We start from the raw sequence: 18,368 nt of genomic DNA, 5'->3' as shown, positions 1-18,368 counted from the left end.
GAACTCTGATCAGCGACAGCGCCCTGTGGAACGGATTCCGTGTCCGTCCGGGTGACGTCGTGATCAGCACACCGGCAAAAAGCGGCACGACGTGGATGCAGATGTTGTGCGCCCTGCTGATCTTCGACACCCCCGACCTCGACCGACCACTGACCGAGATCTCACCGTGGCTGGACACCACCACGCACAACGTGACCGATGTCCACGCGCAGCTGGAAGCCCAGCGGCACAGGCGTTTCATCAAGACCCATACCCCGCTCGACGGCCTGCCCCACCATCCGGAGGTCACCTATGTGGGTGTCGGCCGCGATCCGCGTGACGTCATGGTGTCGTTCGAGAACGCGACCGCCAACCTCTCCGCCGAGGCCAGGGCCCGCATCGAGGGCCCGCCGCCGGCCGACCCGCTGGAACGCTTCTACCGCTGGGCCGACGCCGAGTTCGCGCTCCACTCGACCACCCGGGGAGTGACACTCGCGAACATCGTGCACCACCAACGAACGTTCTGGGACCGCCGCGACGCCCCGAACGTCGCCCTGTTCCACTACCAGGACCTGAAGGCCGACCTGCCGGGCGAACTCGGCCGGCTGGCGGCGGCCCTGTCGATCGACCACACCCCTGAACGGATCACCGAACTGGCCAAGGCCGCCACCTTCGACAGCATGCGCCGCCGCGCCGACGAGCTCGCGCCAGGCGTCGACGCGGGACTGTGGCGGGACAACCAGGGCTTCTTCCGTACCGGCTCAAGTGGACAGTGGCGGGCGGTGCTCGACGAGCGCGCCACCGAGCACTACGACCGCCGGGTCGGCGAGCTGGCCACCCCCGACCTCGTCGCCTGGCTGCACCCCAACTAGTCCCAGCGGCGGTTCCAGCGCGCACGCTGGGGATGCTGACCCGGATCGGCGTCCCTGACCGGCGGCAGTGGGCTGGTCATGATCGGGCCGTCGAAGTCCTCGTCGTCGGCCGGACGGGCCGGCGGCTCCGGGTCGGGCTCCGCCGAAGGCTCGGGCGTCTCGTCCGGGATCCGGGACAGCAGCTCGTCGACGTTGCGGCCGTCGGCGAGCTGGGCGATCTCGTCGACGCTGAAGCCACGCAACGCCTTCTCCAGGTTGGCGGCGGCCTCGTCGAAGGCGTCCCGGTAGGCCAGGCTGGTCGCCGCCTCGCGCAGCGTCGTCCGCCCGGCCCGCACCTCGCGGGCCAGCTCGGCGAACACCGGATTGCCCCCGGTCTCCATGCGGTGCAGCGTCTGCTGTTCGAGGGCGCGCATCGTCTCGCGGCTGACCGGGGGCGGCGGCAGGTCACGCAGGAACGGGTTGGTCATCTCAGGGTCCTTCCACATCGGTCGGCGGCTGCTCCTGCTCCTGGTACTCGTAGCCGTACTCCCGGCCCACCGGGTCGAACTTCTCCAGCTCGCACGCCGGGACCTGCGGCAGATCGGTGGCCGAGGACACCGTCTCGACGATCTTGACCACGTCCGAGGCGAGCGTGAGCAGCGTGCCGAGCGAGCTGACGCAGTTGATGAGCGTGGACACCGGGTTCGAGGCGCCGACGCTCAGCGCCGCCTTGATGGCCGCCTTGATCCCTCCGGCCGTGCCCAACGTCGCGATCTGGATCGCGAGGTCCACCGCCGTGTTGATCACGTCGTTCATCAGGAGGTGGATCTCGAAGATCGCCTCCATGATCAGCTCGTAGATCTTCTCCAGGGCGGAGAACGCGTCGTGCTCGACGTAGATGGCGTCGCGGAACTGCCGGAAGTAGGTGTCGGCGTCCTCGAACGCGCGCCCCTCCCAGGTCTCGGCGAGCTCACCGATACCGGCCCAGAGGTTCTCCGCGATGATGTCGGTGGTCTCCGCGCACGCCTTCCACATCTGGACGCACCTCGCCCAGCCCTCCCAGTCCCCGAAGTACCACTTGCGGATCCAGTCGGTCAGGTCGAAACCGACCGCGTTCTCCCAGACCATGCGGCACAGCCCGATCATGCTGATCCCGTCGAGGCCGGTGCGCGCCCAGTCCTCCACGTCGTGGGCCATCATCTCGGCCTTGGTCGGGATGTCCCCCATCGTCAGGGCGTTCTCCGCCCGGTAGTGCGGGAACCCGGACTTGCCCGCCGAGTCCGGCTCCCCCGCACGGTCCGGGTCCTGCTCGTAGGCCCCGGCGTCAGGGTAGGCCTCGTCGAGTGTCTGGGCGTTGTCCTGCTCCTGCTCCTCGTAGAGGACGGCGGTGTTTTCCACGCCTTTCGCGGAGTTGCCCGCCTCGTCGCGCAGCATGCCCACCCGGTACTGCATGTCCCGCACGATGCCCTCGTGGCCGAAGGCCAGCCGGTTCGCCAGGCCCTCCTCGTGCAGGCTCATCACCCTGTTCTCGGAGATGAACGCGTCCATCGCCATGGCATCGGATTTCAGGTTGCCCACCAGGTCGCGGAACGACCACAGGGCGTCCGTGTCTACGGAGAATGACATGGACCGGACGGTACGAACAAACACTTGCATCGCGCTTACATGTTCGGCCAGAACCGAAACTCGCCGGTCCGCGCCAGGCCCGTGGGTAGGGTCCGGCCAGGAGGCTGCGATGGAGTTCCAGGTTCTCGGCCCGGTGCGGATCGTGCGCGCCGACGGCACGGTGGTGTCCCTGGGAACGTTGCAGCGCAAGCTGCTCGCGGTGCTGCTGTCCGGACCGGACACCGGGGTGTCGACCGAGGCGCTGTTCGACGCCCTGTGGCCCGGCGAGCCGTACACCCCCGGCTCCAGCCGCCTCCAGGTCCACGTGACCCGCCTGCGCCGGGTGCTCGACGACCCGGCGCGGCTGCGGTTCGAGCACGGCGCCTACCGGCTGGCCACCCACGACGACGAGGTCGACGCCGTCGGCTTCGAGGCCCTGCTGGACCGGGCGCGTGACGAACCGGACCCGGCCCGCCGCGCCACCACCATCCGCCGCGCACTGTCCCTGTGGTACGGCGAGGCCTACGACGGCGTCGACGCCGTGGGGGTCCTCGGCGAGGCCTGGCGCCTGGCCGAGCGTCGCGAGTCGGCCAGGGAACTGCTCTACGACGCCGAGCTGCGCGCCGGCCGGCACACCGAGATCACCGGCGAGCTCACCGAGGCCGTCGCCCGGCACCCGCTGCGGGAACGGCTGTGCGGGCAGCTGATGACCGCGCTCCACCGCTGCGGCCGGCAGGCCGACGCGCTCGCCGTGTTCCGCCGCACCCGCCGCCGCCTGGTCGACGAGCTCGGCCTGGAACCCGGCCCCGAACTGCGGGCCGTCGAGCAGCGCATCCTCGCCGGCGCCGACCTCGACGCCGAGCAGGCCCGCCGCCCCGTGCCCCGCCAGCTCCCGCACGTCGTCGCCGACTTCGTCGGCCGCGACGTCGAGCTGTCCGAACTGGACACCGCAGCCGGCGCCGGGCCGCTGGTGGTGGTCTCCGGCGCGGGCGGCGTCGGCAAGACCGCGCTGGTGGTGCACTGGGCGCGGCTGGCCGCCGACCGCTTCCCCGACGGCCAGCTGCACGTCGACCTGCGCGGCTACGGCCCCGACGAGCCACTGCGCGCCAACGAGGCGCTGGGCACCGTCCTGCACCAGCTCGGCGTGCCCAGCCACCAGCTCCCACCGGACACCGACGGGCGGGCGATGCGGCTGCGCAGCGAGTGCGCCGGGCGGGCGCTGCTGGTCGTGCTGGACAACGCGCGCACCGTCGAGCAGGTCCGCCCGCTGCTGCCCGGCACCCCGACCTGCGCGGTCGTGGTCACCAGCCGCGACGCGCTCACCGGCCTGGTGGTCCGCGACGGGGCGCGGCGGCTGGAACTCGGCCCGCTGTCCGGGCGCGACTCCTCGGCGCTGGTCGGCCGGCTGCTGCGCACACGCGCGGACACCGACCGGGCCACGATCGACGTGCTGGTCGAGCAGTGCGCGCGGCTGCCGCTGGCGCTGCGGATCGTCACCGAGCTGGCCAACTCGCGCCCCGCGACCCGGCTGGCCGACCTGGTCGCCGAACTGTCCGACGAACACGGCCGGCTCGACGTGCTGCACGTCGACGGCGACGCCCACTCGTCGGTGCGCGCGGTGTTCTCCTGGTCCTACCGGGGCCTGCCCGCCCCGGCCGCCCGGCTGTTCCGCCTCACCGGCCTGCATCCCGGCGCCGACACCGACACCGTGGCGCTGGCCGCGCTCGCCGGCACCGACCTGCACGCCACCCGCAGCGCGGTCGACCTGCTGGTCAGCGCCTACCTGCTGGAACGCTCCCCAGAGGGCCGGCTCCGCGCCCACGACCTGCTCCGCGCCTACGCCGCCGAGCTGGTCACCACCGAGGAGACCGCCGCCGGGCGCGACGCCGCCACGCGCCGGCTGGAGGCGCACTACCTCGACGCGGCGGCCACGGCCGTGGCGCAGGTCGAGCCGCAGGAGGTCATGCGCCGGCCCGTCCCGCCCCCGGCCGACCCGCCCCGGCCAGCGCTGGACACCCCGCGCGCGGCCCGCGCCTGGCTGGCGGCCGAACGCGCCACGCTGGTGGCCGTGGCGCTGGGCGCCGGGCGCCCGGCGGTCACCGTCGACCTGGCGCTCGTCCTGGCCAGGTACCTGCAGAACGCCCACCTCGACGACTCGCTCGCCCTGTGCCAGGCGGCGCTGCGCGCGGTGACCGGCGGCGACCGGCTCGCCTACGCGCACATCACCCGCGTCCTGGCCGCCACCTACTCCCGGCTCGGCCGCGTCGAGGAGTCACTGGCCAGTGGCCAGCGCGCGCACACGCTGTACCTGGACCTCGGTGAGCCGCTGTTCGCGGCGCTGCCGCTGATCACCATCAGCTCCACCCACACCCAGCTCGGCCAGCACCGGGCCGCGCTGGCCGCCGCCCGGACCTGCGTCGAGCTGGTGTCCGGCCTCGACGACGTGCCGACGGTCCTGCACGCCCACATCCAGGCCAGGATCGGCGACGTGCTCGCCCACCTCGGCCGCCACGACGAGGCCCGCCGGCACCTGACCACCGCCCTGGCCCTGGCCACCGAGGTCGACAACCCCTACCTCCAGTCGATCGTCCACCTCATGCTCGGCCAGACCGACCACTGGTCCGGCGACGACCACGCCGCCCGCACGCACCTGGAACGCTCCCGCGCGATGGTCGTCGAGCTGGGCAGCCGGATCGGTGAGGCGCAGCTGCACGTGCTGGCCACCGTGTACTGGCGGCTGGGGATGCGCGCCGAGGCGTTCGCCTGGGCGTGGCGCTGCGCGGCCATCGCCCGCGAGGCCGGTTTCCGGCTCAAGGCCGCCGACCCGCTGCTGGTCCTGGGGGAACTGCACCGTCTGAACGGCGCGCACGCCGACGCCGTCGAGCACTACGAGCAGGCGCTGGTCATCGCCGAGAACCTCGGCCACCGCCACCAGCGGGCCCTGGCGCTCGCCGGTCTGGCCGACACCCAGGCCGCCATGGCCCGGCAGCCGGCTCAGTCGTAGCGCAGCCAGCGGTGTTCGGCGCGGGACTGGGACACCCCGGCCCGGTCGGTGTCGCACACGCCGCCGGGGAAGGCGTCGCGCAGCACCGAACGCTGCTCGGGGGTGAACGGCACCGGGTACTCACCGAAGTCGATCGGCCGTAACTCGCACTTGAGGGCGCTCATCGCCAGGTCGGCGCCGGCCGCGAGCCTCGGGTTGGCCGACAGCGGGTACAACTCCGCGCAGCGGCCCTCGCCCGGGTAGCTCAGCTTCTGGCGGACCCGCTCGCCGGAGGGCAGGTAGCAGCCGTCGCCCAGGTCGTCGGGCTTGTTGGCGACCACCTTCGACGCGCGGTCGGCGTCGGAGGGGTCGGCGGCGATCGCGTTCAGCCAGCGTTCCATCGCGTCCAGCGCGTAGGCCAGGGCCTTGTCCTGGCGGTCCTGCTCCGGCCCACCGATGATGATCACCTGGTTGTCGGCGTCGCCGTTGGCCTCGATCAGCCGCTCACGGATGACGAACGACATCTCCGCGGTGTGGATGTCCCCGCCCTCCTTCTGGTCGAGGAAGGTGCGGTTGTCGATCACCGGGGTGTCGCGCAGGCCGAGCCCGGCGGTGTTGAACAGGTCGGTCTCGTAGGCCGACGACAGCGCCACCGGGTCGGCCACCATCCGCTTGCCCACCCGGTCACCGAGCACGTTGTAGCCGCCGAGCGCCGCGTTCAGCCGCGCGAACTGCTCACCGGAGATCGCCCCCGACCCCAGCGCCGCCAGCCCGTACTGCACGCCGGTGTTGTCCATCCAGGAACGCACGAACCCCGTCTTCGTGTCCCGCCCCAGCTGGTTGACCCACTGCTCGGCCGCCAGACACCGCACGCCCTTGGGGTTCCCGCGCATCTCCCACCGTGCCGCCTCCGGGACGGCCGTGGCGCAGCTGTCGGTCGGACGTAAGCGGCTGAGGAACTGCCGTGCCCACTCCACACACGTCGCGTAGTTGCCGAAACCGGACACCGCGCGGCGCTGCTCGGCGGTGAAGTCGCTGCCGTGACCGGCGAAGAACGTGTTCAGCAGACCACAGTCGGCCACCGTGTTCAGCACGGTCAGCGGGTCGGGGTAGGCGACGGTCGGCACGATGCCGTCGAGGATCCCCGGGTAGGCGTCGGCGATCTGGTACTGCTGGATCGCGCCGCCCGACCCTCCCCAGCCGATGGTGTGCGTGACCGGCCCGTACACCTCGACGAACCGCTCCTTGACCATCATCGCGGTCTCCGCCGACAGCACCGTGCCGCAGTTGTTCTCCAGCACGTTCAGCGTCGAGGACGCCACCGCGTAGCCACGGGAGAGCAGCAGGTCGTTGAGCACCCCGGCGGTCCGGTCGCCCTGGTGGTAGCCGCCGTTGCAGCCGCCGCCGAACACGTAGGCCAGCCGGCCGTTCCACGCCGGCTCGGCCGACGGCCTGGTCGGCGACGGGCCGTCCCCGGTGTGCAGCGCGGCGATCTCGTACACCGCGCGGTTGATCGTGCCGGTCTCCACCCGCACCACGTAGGGCCGCTGCTCGCCACCGACGGTGACCGTCGCGGCGTCGGCCGGCGGGTCGTCGGGGTCGGGCAACGGACGGAAGTCGTTGCTGGTGGTGCGGTACTGGTAGTCGACGGTGGTCGGCGCCGCGCACCGGGACTCCTCGGCCGCCGCCAGGCCGAACTCCGTTGTCCGGCAGAAGAACGGTTTCTGCTGCGCGCCGGCGAACACCGGGCCCGACCGGTCGTGGTTGGTGACCTCCAGGGTCGTGCGCCGCAGGCCCGAGTCCGCGCTGATCGTGTTGCGGCCCGGCTCCAGGTCGGTGACCAGACCCAGCCACGTCCCGTCCGGCTGCTCGGCGAACGCCTCGGTCACGTCGGCGCCGTTGCGGGACATGTCCGGCGCCGGCGCGTCGTCGGCGCGGTCGGTCACCCGCACCAGCACGTCACCGCCGCTGACCAGGTCGGGATCGGGGTTGGACACCACGGAGACCAGCAACCGGTCCGCGTCGTCCTCGGACGAGGCGCTGATCGCGCCGGTCAACGCGACCGTGACAACGGTCACCGCCGCCACCGCCCAACCGATACGCCGGCCGGTTCGCACAGGTGTCCCAGCCGGGGAACGGAACTCAGGCACGGCCCGGATACTGCCATCCGTGCCCGACCCCGTCGAGCAGCGGCGTGGCGTGCCGGCCTGTCGAACGTGTGTCTCTAAGATCAACTGGCTGCCCACCCTGCCTTGGAGCCGACAACGATGATGGGTCACAGCCACGCCCTCACGGGCTGGTGTGCCGGACTGGTGGCCGCGCCGATGGTGGGGTTACACACCCTGCCCGAGGTGCTGCCGTTCGCGACAGCGTCCGCGGGATACGCGCTGTTACCCGACCTGGACCACCCGCACGCCACCGCGTCCAAGTTCCTCGGACCGGTGACCGGGTTGCTGTCGAAGTTCTTACGGATGTGCTCGCGCGGGATCTACGCGCTCACCAAGGGCCCGCGCGACGAGAAACACACCGGCCAGCACCGCCACCTCACCCACACCGTGGTGTTCGCGCTGCTGCTGGGGTGGGCGGCCACCGGGATCTCCGAACTCGGTGGGGCGTGGGCGGTCGGGGGGATCGTGGCGTTCGGCCTGCTGCTGGCCGCCGACGTCCTGGGCGACTGGTTGCTGCTGATCGTGCTGGCCGCGGCCGGGTTCACCGCCTACAACGGGAAACTCGACGACGTGTTGACCCCGGCGACCGGCTGGGTGGGGGTGGCGGTCGCCGTCGGCTGCGTGATGCACTGCCTCGGCGACGCGATGACGAAGTCCGGGTGCCCGTTCCTGTGGCCGATCCCCATCGCCGGCGAGACCTGGTACGAGCTGCGGCCACCGAAGTGGCTGCGCTTCCGCACCGGTGGCCCGGTGGAGAAACGGCTGATCATGCCGGTGTGCGTGGTGGCGGGAGTGCTGCTGCTGCCCGGCGTGTGGCCGTTCCTGACCGAGTTCGTCGGCAACATCGAACTTCCCGCCGCCAGCCCCTAGAGGCTCGTTTCCCCTGGTAGACCGAAGAAGTCGTGCCAGCGCACACCGGGACCGAACGCCGAGCCGGTGGAGAGCGCGGTGTAGACGTCGGCGCCGGCGGTGTGGGTGAAGGTGACGATGTCGTCGCGGCCGTCGCCGTCGTGGTCACCGACATAGGGGAACTCGGCGGCCGGGGCGAAGAAGTCGTGCCAGCGCTGACGGGGGCCGAAGCCACCGCGGGTGGACAACGCGACGTACACGTCGGCCGCGCCGTCGTTGGTGAACTCCAGCAGGTCGGCGGCGCCGTCGCCGTCGACGTCGCCGAGGCGGGGCGCGGCGAGGCCCCCGGCGAACGCGTCGTGCCACTTCGCCGACGGACCGAACCCGGTCCCGGTGGACAACGCGACGTACACGTCGGCCCGTTCCCCGTGCGTGAACGTGACGAGGTCGTCACGGCCGTCACCGTTGACGTCGGCCACCCCGGGCGATTCGCCGGCGATCCCGAAGAAGTCGTGCCACTTGGCCGACGGGCCGAACCCGCTGCCGGTGGACAGCGCGACGTAGACGTCGGCCAGATCGTTGCGGGTGAAGGTGATGATGTCGTCGCGACCGTCGCCGTTGACGTCGCCGACGGCCGGCACCTCACCGTCGAGGGAGAAGAAGTCGTGCCACAGCGCGGGTGCGCCGAACGCCGAGCCGGTGGAGAGCGCGACGACGACGTCGGCGCGCTGGCCGTGGGTGAAGGTGAGGATGTCGTCGCGGCCGTCCCCGTCGACGTCCCCGGTCAGCGGGGTCTCGCCGTCGAGGGCGAAGTGGTCGTGCCACTTGCGGGTGGTGCCGACGAAGGCGGTGCCGTCGGAGAGCGCGACGTACACGTCGGCCAGCTCCCCGTGGGTGAACGTGACGATGTCGTCACGGCCGTCACCGTCGAAGTCGGCCGACGAGCCGGTGAACACGTGCGCCTGGGGTGAGTTCACGGCCAGCGGCGCGAGCCACAGCCCGCCCTGCCCCCACCCGGCGCCGGTCACCCAGGTGGTCCCCGACGGCTCGGTGACGATCTCGGCGGCGTGCGCGTCGATCCGCCCGGCGAGGTCCCCGACGGTGAAGTGGAACGGATCACGGCTGCGGTAGACGCGGGTGTCCTTGTAGCCGGCGTCGCAGCAGACCGACAGGTACCACCAGCCGCCGCGCGCGAACACGAACGGCGACTCGGTGGGCCCGCCGAACGTGCCCGAGGCCGGGTGTTGGAAGGCGACGCGCTTGTCCGACCAGGTCAGCAGGTCGGTGCTGGTGCGGTAGGCGACCTGGTGGTTGCCGCCGGTCGGGGTGGCGTTGGCGGTGTAGTACATGACCCACTGGGTGCCGACGCGGGTGACCATCGGGTCGCGGGCGTCGAAGCCGTCGGTGAACAGCGGGTTGGCCGGGCTGCGCGTCCAGTGCACGAGGTCGGTGGAGGTGGCCAGGTGCATGCGGTAGGCGGCGTGGTCGGGGGTGCCGGCGGCGTAGAACAGGTAGTAGGTGCCGGCGTCGTGCACGACGTGGGGCGCCCAGATGTGGCTCTCGCCCTGGGTGGGGTCGGCGGTGAGCGCGAACGGCTGTTTGGTCCACGGGCCGCGCGGGGAGGGCGCGGTGGCGTGCCCGAAGTTCTTCTCGTCCAACGGGTTCGCCGGTTCGGCGTGGGTGATGGCGTAGACGTGCCAGGTGCCGGACACGACGTCCCGGACGAGGGTGTGGTCGTTGTAGTACCAGTCCTCGGTCTCCCCGACCGACGGGTCGTGGACCCGCGTGAACGCCCCGGCCGACACCGTCGCCGCCGGCTCGGCGGTCGCCGTGCCGGCGGCGCTGAGCACGGACATCAGCAGTGACACCACGACCAGAACCCTGACCATCGCCGACACCCACTCCGGTAATCGATTTCTCATCACCTTGCGTGGCCGCGCCGGCCGTTGTCAACCCCGGACACCGCAACGACGGCCGCGGCGAACGGAGTCGTGGGAACTCTGCCGTCTCGCGGCCGCCGTGCGCGACCCCGTCACCTAGATGATCGGCACCCTGGGCAGCGGGATCTCGAACAGTGCCTCCTGTTCCGCGACCTCGAACAGCGCCTGCTGGCGAGGTGTCATCAGCGGATCGGCCCCGTACTGGTACAGGACCGGATCGTCGGTCGTCACGTCGTCCCCAGTCGTCCCCAGACCCCAGTCCCCCAGGTCGATCACCGTCGAGATCGTTTCGGGTGCGGGCTCGACGAACTCTCCCAGTACGGCCGCCAGCTCCACCCGCTCCGCCAACGACACCGACGGCTCCGCCAACGACACCGGCGGCGCGACGACCGGCGTGGCCGCCACCTCGTCGGCCGGTTCGACCACACCGGGCGCGGAGCCCAGAGTGGCCAGGATCGGCACCGTGGACTCGGCGGCCGTGAACGCGGCCGTGAGGTCGGCCAGCTCCGAGACGTCCGGCGCCGCCACCGACTCCGTCAGCTCCACCAGCAACAACGGGACCTCCACCGGCGGCTCGGCGGCGGCGACCACGGGCGCGGGGACCACGATCGTCTCCGTGTCCGGCGGCGGGGCCGTGGCCACCGGACGGACCGGGGCGGTCGACGGTTCCGGAGCGGGGCGGGGCGACGGGAACGGCCGTGGCGGCCGCAGGACCGGCGCCGCGGTCGCCGGTGCCGCCGGCGGGCCCCAGCCGACGCCGGCACCCGACATCGGCAGCGGGCCGGTGCCCTGCCATGGAACCCGGGGTGCCGGTTCCGGGCGGTGGACGGTGGGCGCGAACCGGCGGCCCGAGTACACAGTGGTCGGCAGACCGGCGTGCATACCGGTCACCAACTGTCCACACAGGATCGCCAGGAGCGCGATCAGCGGCCATTCCCACCCGTTGGTCGAGCTGTGCAGCAGACCGGCCCCCAGCGCCGTGGCACCGGCTATGGCGTAGCCGAAGCCCTGGACCATCGACGACAGGGCCGCCGCGGTGTCGCCGTCGGGGGCCGCGCGCAGGGAGATCAGGGTCAGCCCGAGCCCGACGGCCGGCATGCCCAGCCCCAGGGCGATCGCCCACACCCACGGCGTGATCTCGGGATACAGCAACAGACCCGCGATCGCCAGCATGTTCGGCACGCACAGCACCACCGCGAGCGCCGACTGGCTCTGGGTCGCCTTCGCCCACTTCGGCACCATCAGGGCGATCGGCACGCCCAGCGCCATCGCGACGCCGAACATCCAGCCGACCGTGCCTGAGTCCACATGGGAATGGTCGATCAGGATACTGGGCAGCCACCCCATGATGGTGAACGTGAACCCGGATGTGAGTCCGAAGTGGAGTGTCGTGGACCACGCCGTACTGGGTGGCCGCAGGGTGAACGGGCTCGGCCGGGGACCGGGCGCCATCGGCGGTTCGGTGAACTTCCTGGCCGCCACCCGCCAGGCGACCAGCGCCGCCGCCGCGAGCAACGCCCACGCGCTCACGCCCCACTGCCAGGTCCACCCACCGGACACCTGTGGGGTGATCAGCGCTCCCAGGCCGCTGCCACCCCCCATCGCCGCCACGTAACACCCGGTCAGCAGCGCCCACGCCTTCGTCGGCGCCGCATGGGTGATCACCGGCAGCAGTGTGCCGAGCACCGCGATCGACAGGCACGCGACCACCGTTCCGGCCAGCAACAGGTACGGCCCGGCGACGACCCGGGTGGCCAGCGTCGCCGCCAGCATCACCAGTGACAGGGTGACCGTGCGGGAGGTCCCCCACGCCGCCCGCAACTTGTAGGCCAACCCGCCACCCAGGGCGAAGCACCACACCGGTGCCGCCACCACGATCGACGCGAGCACGGCCGACATTCCGGACTCCGCGCGGATGTCGGCCAGGACGGCCCCGACGCTGGTGACGGCGGGGCGAAGATTGAGAGCGAGCAACGGGATCGCGAGCAGCACGGAGATCGACAGTGCGAGACGGGCACCACCGACCGGCACCCCACCCGCGGGCGGCCGGTGCGCCGCCCGATGCAGACCCGCACCCGACGGTCGCGCCGGGACAAGAACTCGGTAGGGCGGGACGTTCCGCCCGACGACATGGTTCGGCCTCATGCCGGCCTCCAGCGGGGACAGCCTCACAGGGCGCGGCAGAACGCGACCCAGGCCGGTACACGACCTGGTGCGCAAGACGACGACCTGATCCGCGGTGCTGGAGGGGGCGCAGGGGTTCGCCGCCGGGGTCCTGCGACGCTCGGCGAGGGAGGTGGCAATTGCGTTTGCGTGTGCGTTTGCGGATGAAGTTGCACTTGCAGGGCAGGATCGGCTGGCGGTTTCAGGGACCGGACTCCGGTGGGGCCTTTCTGTTGGTCTTCAACACGTCACCTGCCGATGAGATTACGTCGTAACTTGATGTAGCGGAATGGCCGCACATCACAATTGGGTGTTGGCTACGGAACGCACATACCGACGGGCAGGAACACCACCCTTCTACGCACGGAAAACACGCTGGTCACGGCATCTCAGCCCACCAACGACCACGCAGAGCCAGCCGAACGGCCGACAAATATCACCCGTTCGGCCGTCGCGGGAAAACGTCCGAAAGTTCCGGAGCGGTGGTCCGGAACAGCAATAACGCGACGAGCTGCACATTCCCACATATCGGACAGTAGTGGGGTATGACCCTCCAGGTTCACCTCATTAGTTGGTCTCGAAACGATCTCGATACACCGTCCACCGAGGACCGGCGGACCGGCGCACCGGTGCCAGGGCACCTCCGGGCGCTCGGGTAGCGTTCCCGCGCGGTGCGGTCCCGCCGGGGGACCGCAGGTGAGGATGGGCGCGGAGATGACGGAGATCGACGAGAACGACCTTCGCTGGACCAACGAGGCCCGCGAGTCGTTCCGGACCGCGGCGGCGGACCTGGCCGAGGCGATCAACCGGCACGCCACGATGCTGCTGGAGCTGACCGCCACGACCGGCGCCGAGGCGGCCGACGAGGTGATCGCCGAGGCCGACGAGCTGCTCGAAGCGGCCGCCGTGGCCTACGCGGACGCCCAGTTCGAGTTCAGCGGCACCGTGCCGCCCCTCGGCCTGGACGAGGAGCTGGACGAGGACGACCTGGACGAGGACGAACTCGACGACCTCGACGACGAGGACGAGGACGAGGAGTACGAGGACGTCGAGGACGCCGAGGACACGGCGGAGGAGACGACCGAGGACAACGGCGAGCCCGACCTCAAGCTGACCGTCCTGCACCGCGCCGACTTCGTCGTCACCGACGAGCAGGCCGTCATCCAGGCCGGCAAGGACGCCTACCACGACACCTGGGAGCCCGACGACGAGCCGGTGGACGTCGCCGACCTCGGCGAGGCCCTCCAGCAGCTGCGCAACGCCGGCGGCATCGAGGCGCTCGCCGAGACCCCCGGCCTGGCCTCCGCCGGCGCCACCACCTGGATCCTGGAGGCCACCGAGCTGCTCGACGAGCACGACCCCGACGAGTGGCACACCCCCTTCGCCACCGACGAGTCCCGCCAGCTGCTGCTGCGCGTCGACGAGCTCACCGGCTGAGAGAAAGACGACGGCGGGTGGCACACCCCCTTCGCCACCGACGAGTCCCGCCAGCTGCTGCTGCGCGTCGACGAGCTCACCGGCTGAGAGAAAGACGACGGCGGGTGGCACACCCCCTTCGCCACCGACGAGTCCCGCCAGCTGCTGCTGCGCGTCGACGAGCTCACCGGCTGAGAGAAAGACGACGGCGGGTGGCGCACCGGAGCGCGCCACCCGCCGAGGTCCTGCGTGACTAGTCGCGGTTGATCGTGAACGTCGAGGTCGTGTTCTTGATGTCGACCGCGTTGTTCGACAACGTCAGGTTGGTGAACGTGACCGACCCGCGCGCCGGCCCCTGGCCCGGCTCCGGCAGCTCGTTCACCCAGATCCCGAACCCGGACTTGGCGTCGAACTCGTCACCGCTGCGCTGCGCCCCGCTGATCGACACGTTGGTGAACACCGTGTCCGCCACCGGGAACTGCGGCTGGCCGCCGACGTAGTTGGTCTGGAACATGATCCCGCTGTAGGTCGGATCCACGATGTCCACATCGGACACCCGAATCCCCTGGAAGATCTTCGACGCGGAGAACACCCAGATTCCCGGGAAGGTCTGCGCGCCCCAGAAGTGGCCGCCGGCCCGCACGATCGAGATGTTCTCGAACGTCGTCGGCGGGTCGGCCCCGAAGCCGTTCATCGGGATGCCGAAGTCCAGCGAGCTGATCGTGATCCCGGAGTACACCAACGTGTCCGCGACGTAGATGTTGCGGAAGACGTTGTTGTAGCCGCCGTACACCGCGATGCCGGCCGCGCGCCAGGTCAGGATCGAGGTCAGGTTCTCGTAGACGTTGCCGGTGACCTCCCCGCCGCCGCCGTCCTGGGCGTTGAACAGCGCGAAGCTGTCGTCACCGGACGCGCGGGACTCGTTGTTGGCCACCAGGTTCCCGGAACTACCGTTGGTCATGTTGACCGCGTCGGCGAAGATGTTGCGGATCCGGTTGTCCCTGATGGTCATGTTGTCGGTGTTCATGCCCCAGAACAGGCACACGAAGTGCTCGGCCCAGATGTTGGAGATCGTCGACCCGGAGTGGGTCCCGAAGTCGAACACCTTGCCCGGCCCGTCCTGGCGGATCGTGTAGTTGCCGAAGAACGCGAACCCGGAGAACACCGACCCGTTCGCCGAGCCCTCCGCGCGGAACCCGACGTCGGAGTTCTCCTGGCTGGCCGGCGCGTGGAAGCGCGTGTACCACGGCCCGGCGCCGATCACCCGCACCGGCTTGCCGTACACCTGGAACTTGCTGGTCGACTGGTACTCGCCCGGCGGCAGGTACACGCCGATCAGGTTCCCGGTGGTGTCCATCCGCACCCGGTCCAGGGCGTTCTGCACGTCCTGGTGCCCGGTGCCGGTGGGCGTGGTGTACCGCGCCTGGTCGGGGTTGCCGATCGGCGAGACCTGCTCCAGGCTGACGAAGTCGATCGCGTACGTCGTGGTGTTCGCCGGGTCCTTCTGCAGGCGGATCGTGCTGCCGGCGGGGACCGAGGCGTTGAGCATGACGTTGGCCTCGTCGTAGATGTGCCGTGGCCCGCCCGCGCCCGGCGAGTTGCCGGGGCTGGCCTCGTTGCCGTAGAGCCAGGCGTACTTCGAGGTCAGGTTGATCGCCTTGTGGAACGTGCCGTCGACGTAGATGTTGAGCGTCGAGTCGATGCCGCCGCCCCCGGCCGAGTCCGGGATGGAGAACCGGGTGACCAGGGTGTTGGTCGGCGCCTTGGTGGTCCACTCCACGTAGGAACCGTTGGCGTTGAGCGTGACCGCCCGCCGCCCGGACGCCTCACCGGCGATGTGCCCGATCGTCCTGTTGGGACCGACGACGCTGGCGCCGCCACCGACCCGGCCGTCCTCGGCCTCGTACATCTCGTAGGGCATGTTGGCGCCCCGGCCGACGAACAGGCTGTTGGTGGTGGTGTTGTTGGCCTGCTTGGCCGGCAACTCGTTGGCGTCACTGGCCAGCACCACCCGCACCGTGTACCGGCCGTTGGCCGCCGGCCAGGTGCCCAGGGTCACCGGGGCGGTCACCGCGCCGGGCGCGATGGCGCCGGTGTGCGCACCGGTCAGCGTGCGGATGGTCGCGCCGGTGGTGGCGTTGACCAGGGTCAACGTGATGCCGTGCGCGCCGCTGGCGGCGGCGATCGTGCCCTGGTTGCGGATCGCCACCGAGAAGGTCACCGTGTCCCCGGCGCGCGGGGTGGTCGGCGCCCAGCTCACCGGCGAGGCGACCAGGTCCGAGGTCGGCACGGCGGTCACCACCAGCGGCGAGGTGGCGGTGAAGGCGTTGTTCGTCTCGTCGGACTCGACGACCTGCTCGTCGGCGTCCACCACGGCCCTGGGGGTGTAGCTGCCGGCGTCACGGCCGCCGATGTCGGCGGTGACGGTGGTGCTCGCCCCGGCGGCCAGCGCACCGACCTGGGCGGTGCCGGCCTCGGTGTCACCGAGCGCGAAGTCGACCGAGGTGGCCGGCGACGGGCGGGCGCCCGCGTTGCGCACGGTGGCCGACAGGGTGATCCGGTCGCTCTCCGACGGCGTGGCCGGCGACCAGGTGAGCCCCGTGACGGTCAGGTCGGGGTTGGGTGCCGGGGTGCCGATGACCTGGAGTTCGGCGACCTGGCCGGCGGGCGCGCCGGTGTTGGCGGTGAACTGGAGACGCAGGTCGGCGGCGGTCGCGGTCACCGGGATGGCGACCTGGTTGCCGCTGCCCGGCGCGAACGTGTACTGCGCCGAGGGCGTGATGGTGGTGAAGTCACCGCCGTCCTGGTCGCGGCCGAGGACCTGGAAGGTCTGCGTGCGCTGGCCCCAGATCGGGTCGGGGTTGAGCTTCACGACGACCGAGGTGACCGTGGCGTTGGACCCGAGGCTGACGGTCAGCGTGTTCGGGTAGCCGCTGTTGCCCTCCCAGTAGGTGGACAGCGAGTCGTCGTTGGCGTTGGTCGGCACGAACGTGTGCACGTGGCCCGACGCGGTGATCGGTTTGCCGACCGCGAGGTTGGTGCCCTGGCTGGTGCCCGTGCGGGTCACGGCGTTGCTGTTGGCCGACTCGTTGCCGGCGGCGTCGCGGGCGCGCACGAAGTAGGTCACGGTCGCCGACGCCGGCTGGGTGTCGGTGAACGTGCGCGCGTCGGCGCCGAGGCTGGTGCGCTGGGACCCGTTGGCGTAGACGGTGTAGCCGGTGACGCCGACGTTGTCGGTGCTGGCGTTCCAGCTCAGCCGGATCTGGCCGGTCTGCGGCTGGGTGTAGGCGAGGTTGGTCGGCGCGGTGGGCGCCTCGGTGTCGCCGGTGGCCGGGCCGTAGACCTCGATCTCGGAGACCTGCCCGGCCGGCCAGCCGGTGTTCGCGGTGATCTGCAACCGCAGGTACCGGGTGCTGGTCTGACCGAACTCGATCGAGACGGTGTTGCCCGAGCCGGGGCTGAACTGGTGGCCGGCGGAGGCGACCAGGTCGGTGAAGGTGGTGCCGTTGTCGCTGCGCCGCACGGTCAGCGTCTGGGTCCTGGCCTCCCAGTTCGCTGGCAGCTTGAGGACGATCCGGTTGGTGGCGACCACCGAGCCGAGGTCGACCTGGATCCACTGGGGGAAGGCGTTGTTGGCCGACTCCCAGTAGGTGGCCGGGTTTCCGTCGACGGCGTTGGCGGCCGGGTACTCACCCAGGGCGCTGCTGGCCGAGGCGGTGCGGGCGAGGTTGGTGACGCCGGCCTCGGCGGCGAAGACCTGGAGCTCGGCCAGCCGGGCGGTGTCGGACTCGCCGTTGGTCAGGAAGTCGACCCGCAGGTAGCGGGCCTCGGTGGCGCCCAGCGGCAGGCGGACGGCGTTGCCGTCGTCGGGGTCGAAACGGCGCGCGGCGGAGCCGGTCGCGACACCGAAGGTCTTACCGTCCACACTGGACTGAACGGTGAGGATCTGGCTGCTGGCGTCCCAGTCGGCGGGAACCTTGAGCACCAGTTCGCCGAGCCGGGCCTTCCGCTGGAGGTCGACCTGTAACCACTGTTGGGTGGCTGTCGAGCTTTCCCAGTAGGAGTTCTGGTCACCGTCGGTGACGTCGGCGGCCGCCCCGGAGGCGACGCTGCTCGCCGTGACGGGCTTGCCGTGGGCGAGGTCGTCGGGATCCGCGGCGGCGGCGACCGGTGGCCCGGTCGCGACGAGTAGGCCGGTCAGCAGTGCCGTGGCGGTCAGCCACGACACCAAGCGCTTCGCTCTCATAGCGAGTCTCCTAGCGTGCCCTCACGATTCGGACCGGGTGATCTGCCCCCAGAGAGCCGTCAGTGAAACAACGGCGGTGTGATCTGTATTTGCAGGCTGTTGCTCGATTTTTGCATCGATTGGGTCAAGAGTTGCCCAGTCGCTACCCGAAGTCAACGGTTTGCCCAC

At 70.9% G+C, this 18,368-nt stretch carries 10 protein-coding genes; 4 read left to right on the top strand and 6 right to left on the bottom strand.

Annotated features, from left to right (window positions below):
* Positions 1 to 59 precede the first annotated feature (59 nt).
* Positions 60 to 851, top strand: a complete 792-nt coding sequence (locus BLA60_RS05425) for a sulfotransferase domain-containing protein (RefSeq protein WP_211288614.1) — start codon at positions 60 to 62, stop codon at positions 849 to 851.
* Here BLA60_RS05425 and BLA60_RS05420 read toward each other — a convergent pair.
* Both BLA60_RS05420 and BLA60_RS05415 read right to left on the bottom strand, forming a co-directional pair.
* Positions 848 to 1,318, bottom strand: a complete 471-nt coding sequence (locus BLA60_RS05420) for a hypothetical protein (protein ID WP_075131626.1) — start codon at positions 1,316 to 1,318, stop codon at positions 848 to 850. The genes BLA60_RS05425 and BLA60_RS05420 overlap by 4 nt on opposite strands.
* A 1-nt stretch (position 1,319) precedes the next feature.
* Positions 1,320 to 2,456, bottom strand: a complete 1,137-nt coding sequence (locus tag BLA60_RS05415) for a hypothetical protein (protein ID WP_075131625.1) — start codon at positions 2,454 to 2,456, stop codon at positions 1,320 to 1,322.
* A 109-nt stretch (positions 2,457 to 2,565) separates the two neighbouring features.
* On the opposite strand from BLA60_RS05415, the gene BLA60_RS05410 reads away from it, so the two are divergent.
* Positions 2,566 to 5,439: an AfsR/SARP family transcriptional regulator gene (locus tag BLA60_RS05410; RefSeq protein ID WP_075131624.1), complete on the top strand. Its 2,874-nt coding sequence runs from the start codon at positions 2,566 to 2,568 to the stop codon at positions 5,437 to 5,439.
* Here BLA60_RS05410 and BLA60_RS05405 read toward each other — a convergent pair.
* Positions 5,430 to 7,496: a DUF6351 family protein gene (locus tag BLA60_RS05405; RefSeq protein ID WP_154814144.1), complete on the bottom strand. Its 2,067-nt coding sequence runs from the start codon at positions 7,494 to 7,496 to the stop codon at positions 5,430 to 5,432. The genes BLA60_RS05410 and BLA60_RS05405 overlap by 10 nt on opposite strands.
* A 189-nt stretch (positions 7,497 to 7,685) precedes the next feature.
* On the opposite strand from BLA60_RS05405, the gene BLA60_RS05400 reads away from it, so the two are divergent.
* Entirely contained in the window at positions 7,686 to 8,456 is a 771-nt protein-coding gene (locus BLA60_RS05400) for a metal-dependent hydrolase (RefSeq protein ID WP_075131622.1), read from the top strand.
* Here BLA60_RS05400 and BLA60_RS44740 read toward each other — a convergent pair.
* Both BLA60_RS44740 and BLA60_RS05380 read right to left on the bottom strand, forming a co-directional pair.
* Positions 8,453 to 10,357, bottom strand: coding sequence for an FG-GAP-like repeat-containing protein (locus BLA60_RS44740; protein WP_211288613.1), 1,905 nt, complete (start codon positions 10,355 to 10,357; stop codon positions 8,453 to 8,455). The genes BLA60_RS05400 and BLA60_RS44740 overlap by 4 nt on opposite strands.
* Before the next feature lie 114 nt (positions 10,358 to 10,471).
* On the bottom strand, positions 10,472 to 12,520 hold the full coding sequence (locus tag BLA60_RS05380; RefSeq protein WP_154814142.1) for an MFS transporter: 2,049 nt from the start codon (positions 12,518 to 12,520) through the stop codon (positions 10,472 to 10,474).
* A gap of 732 nt (positions 12,521 to 13,252) precedes the next feature.
* On the opposite strand from BLA60_RS05380, the gene BLA60_RS42975 reads away from it, so the two are divergent.
* Positions 13,253 to 13,975 carry a hypothetical protein gene (locus BLA60_RS42975; RefSeq protein ID WP_154814140.1) on the top strand — a complete coding sequence of 241 codons (723 nt, stop codon included), beginning with the start codon at positions 13,253 to 13,255 and terminating at the stop codon, positions 13,973 to 13,975.
* A 232-nt stretch (positions 13,976 to 14,207) separates the two neighbouring features.
* Here BLA60_RS42975 and BLA60_RS05370 read toward each other — a convergent pair whose 3' ends face one another.
* The gene (locus BLA60_RS05370) at positions 14,208 to 18,200 is read right to left on the bottom strand and encodes a discoidin domain-containing protein (RefSeq protein ID WP_075131620.1); all 3,993 of its coding nucleotides are present in this window, start codon (positions 18,198 to 18,200) and stop codon (positions 14,208 to 14,210) included.
* Positions 18,201 to 18,368 lie beyond the last annotated feature (168 nt).

The sequence above is a fragment of the Actinophytocola xinjiangensis genome (assembly GCF_001921215.1).
GTDB classification, from domain to species: Bacteria; Actinomycetota; Actinomycetes; order Mycobacteriales; family Pseudonocardiaceae; genus Actinophytocola; species Actinophytocola xinjiangensis.
The sequence above is the reverse complement of the archived record's forward strand: the minus strand, read 5'-3'. Positions and strand labels throughout refer to the sequence as shown.

Bases quoted from the DNA above. Each gene is read 5' to 3' on its own strand.
- BLA60_RS05420 (WP_075131626.1), bottom strand. From the start codon at position 1,318: ATGACCAACCCGTTCCTGCGTGACCTGCCGCCGCCCCCGGTCAGCCGC.
- BLA60_RS05415 (WP_075131625.1), bottom strand. From the start codon at position 2,456: ATGTCATTCTCCGTAGACACGGACGCCCTGTGGTCGTTCCGCGACCTG.
- BLA60_RS05410 (WP_075131624.1), top strand. From the start codon at position 2,566: ATGGAGTTCCAGGTTCTCGGCCCGGTGCGGATCGTGCGCGCCGACGGC.
- BLA60_RS05400 (WP_075131622.1), top strand. From the start codon at position 7,686: ATGATGGGTCACAGCCACGCCCTCACGGGCTGGTGTGCCGGACTGGTG.
- BLA60_RS44740 (WP_211288613.1), bottom strand. From the start codon at position 10,357: ATGAGAAATCGATTACCGGAGTGGGTGTCGGCGATGGTCAGGGTTCTG.
- BLA60_RS05380 (WP_154814142.1), bottom strand. From the start codon at position 12,520: ATGAGGCCGAACCATGTCGTCGGGCGGAACGTCCCGCCCTACCGAGTT.
- BLA60_RS42975 (WP_154814140.1), top strand. From the start codon at position 13,253: ATGACGGAGATCGACGAGAACGACCTTCGCTGGACCAACGAGGCCCGC.
- BLA60_RS05370 (WP_075131620.1), bottom strand. From the start codon at position 18,200: ATGAGAGCGAAGCGCTTGGTGTCGTGGCTGACCGCCACGGCACTGCTG.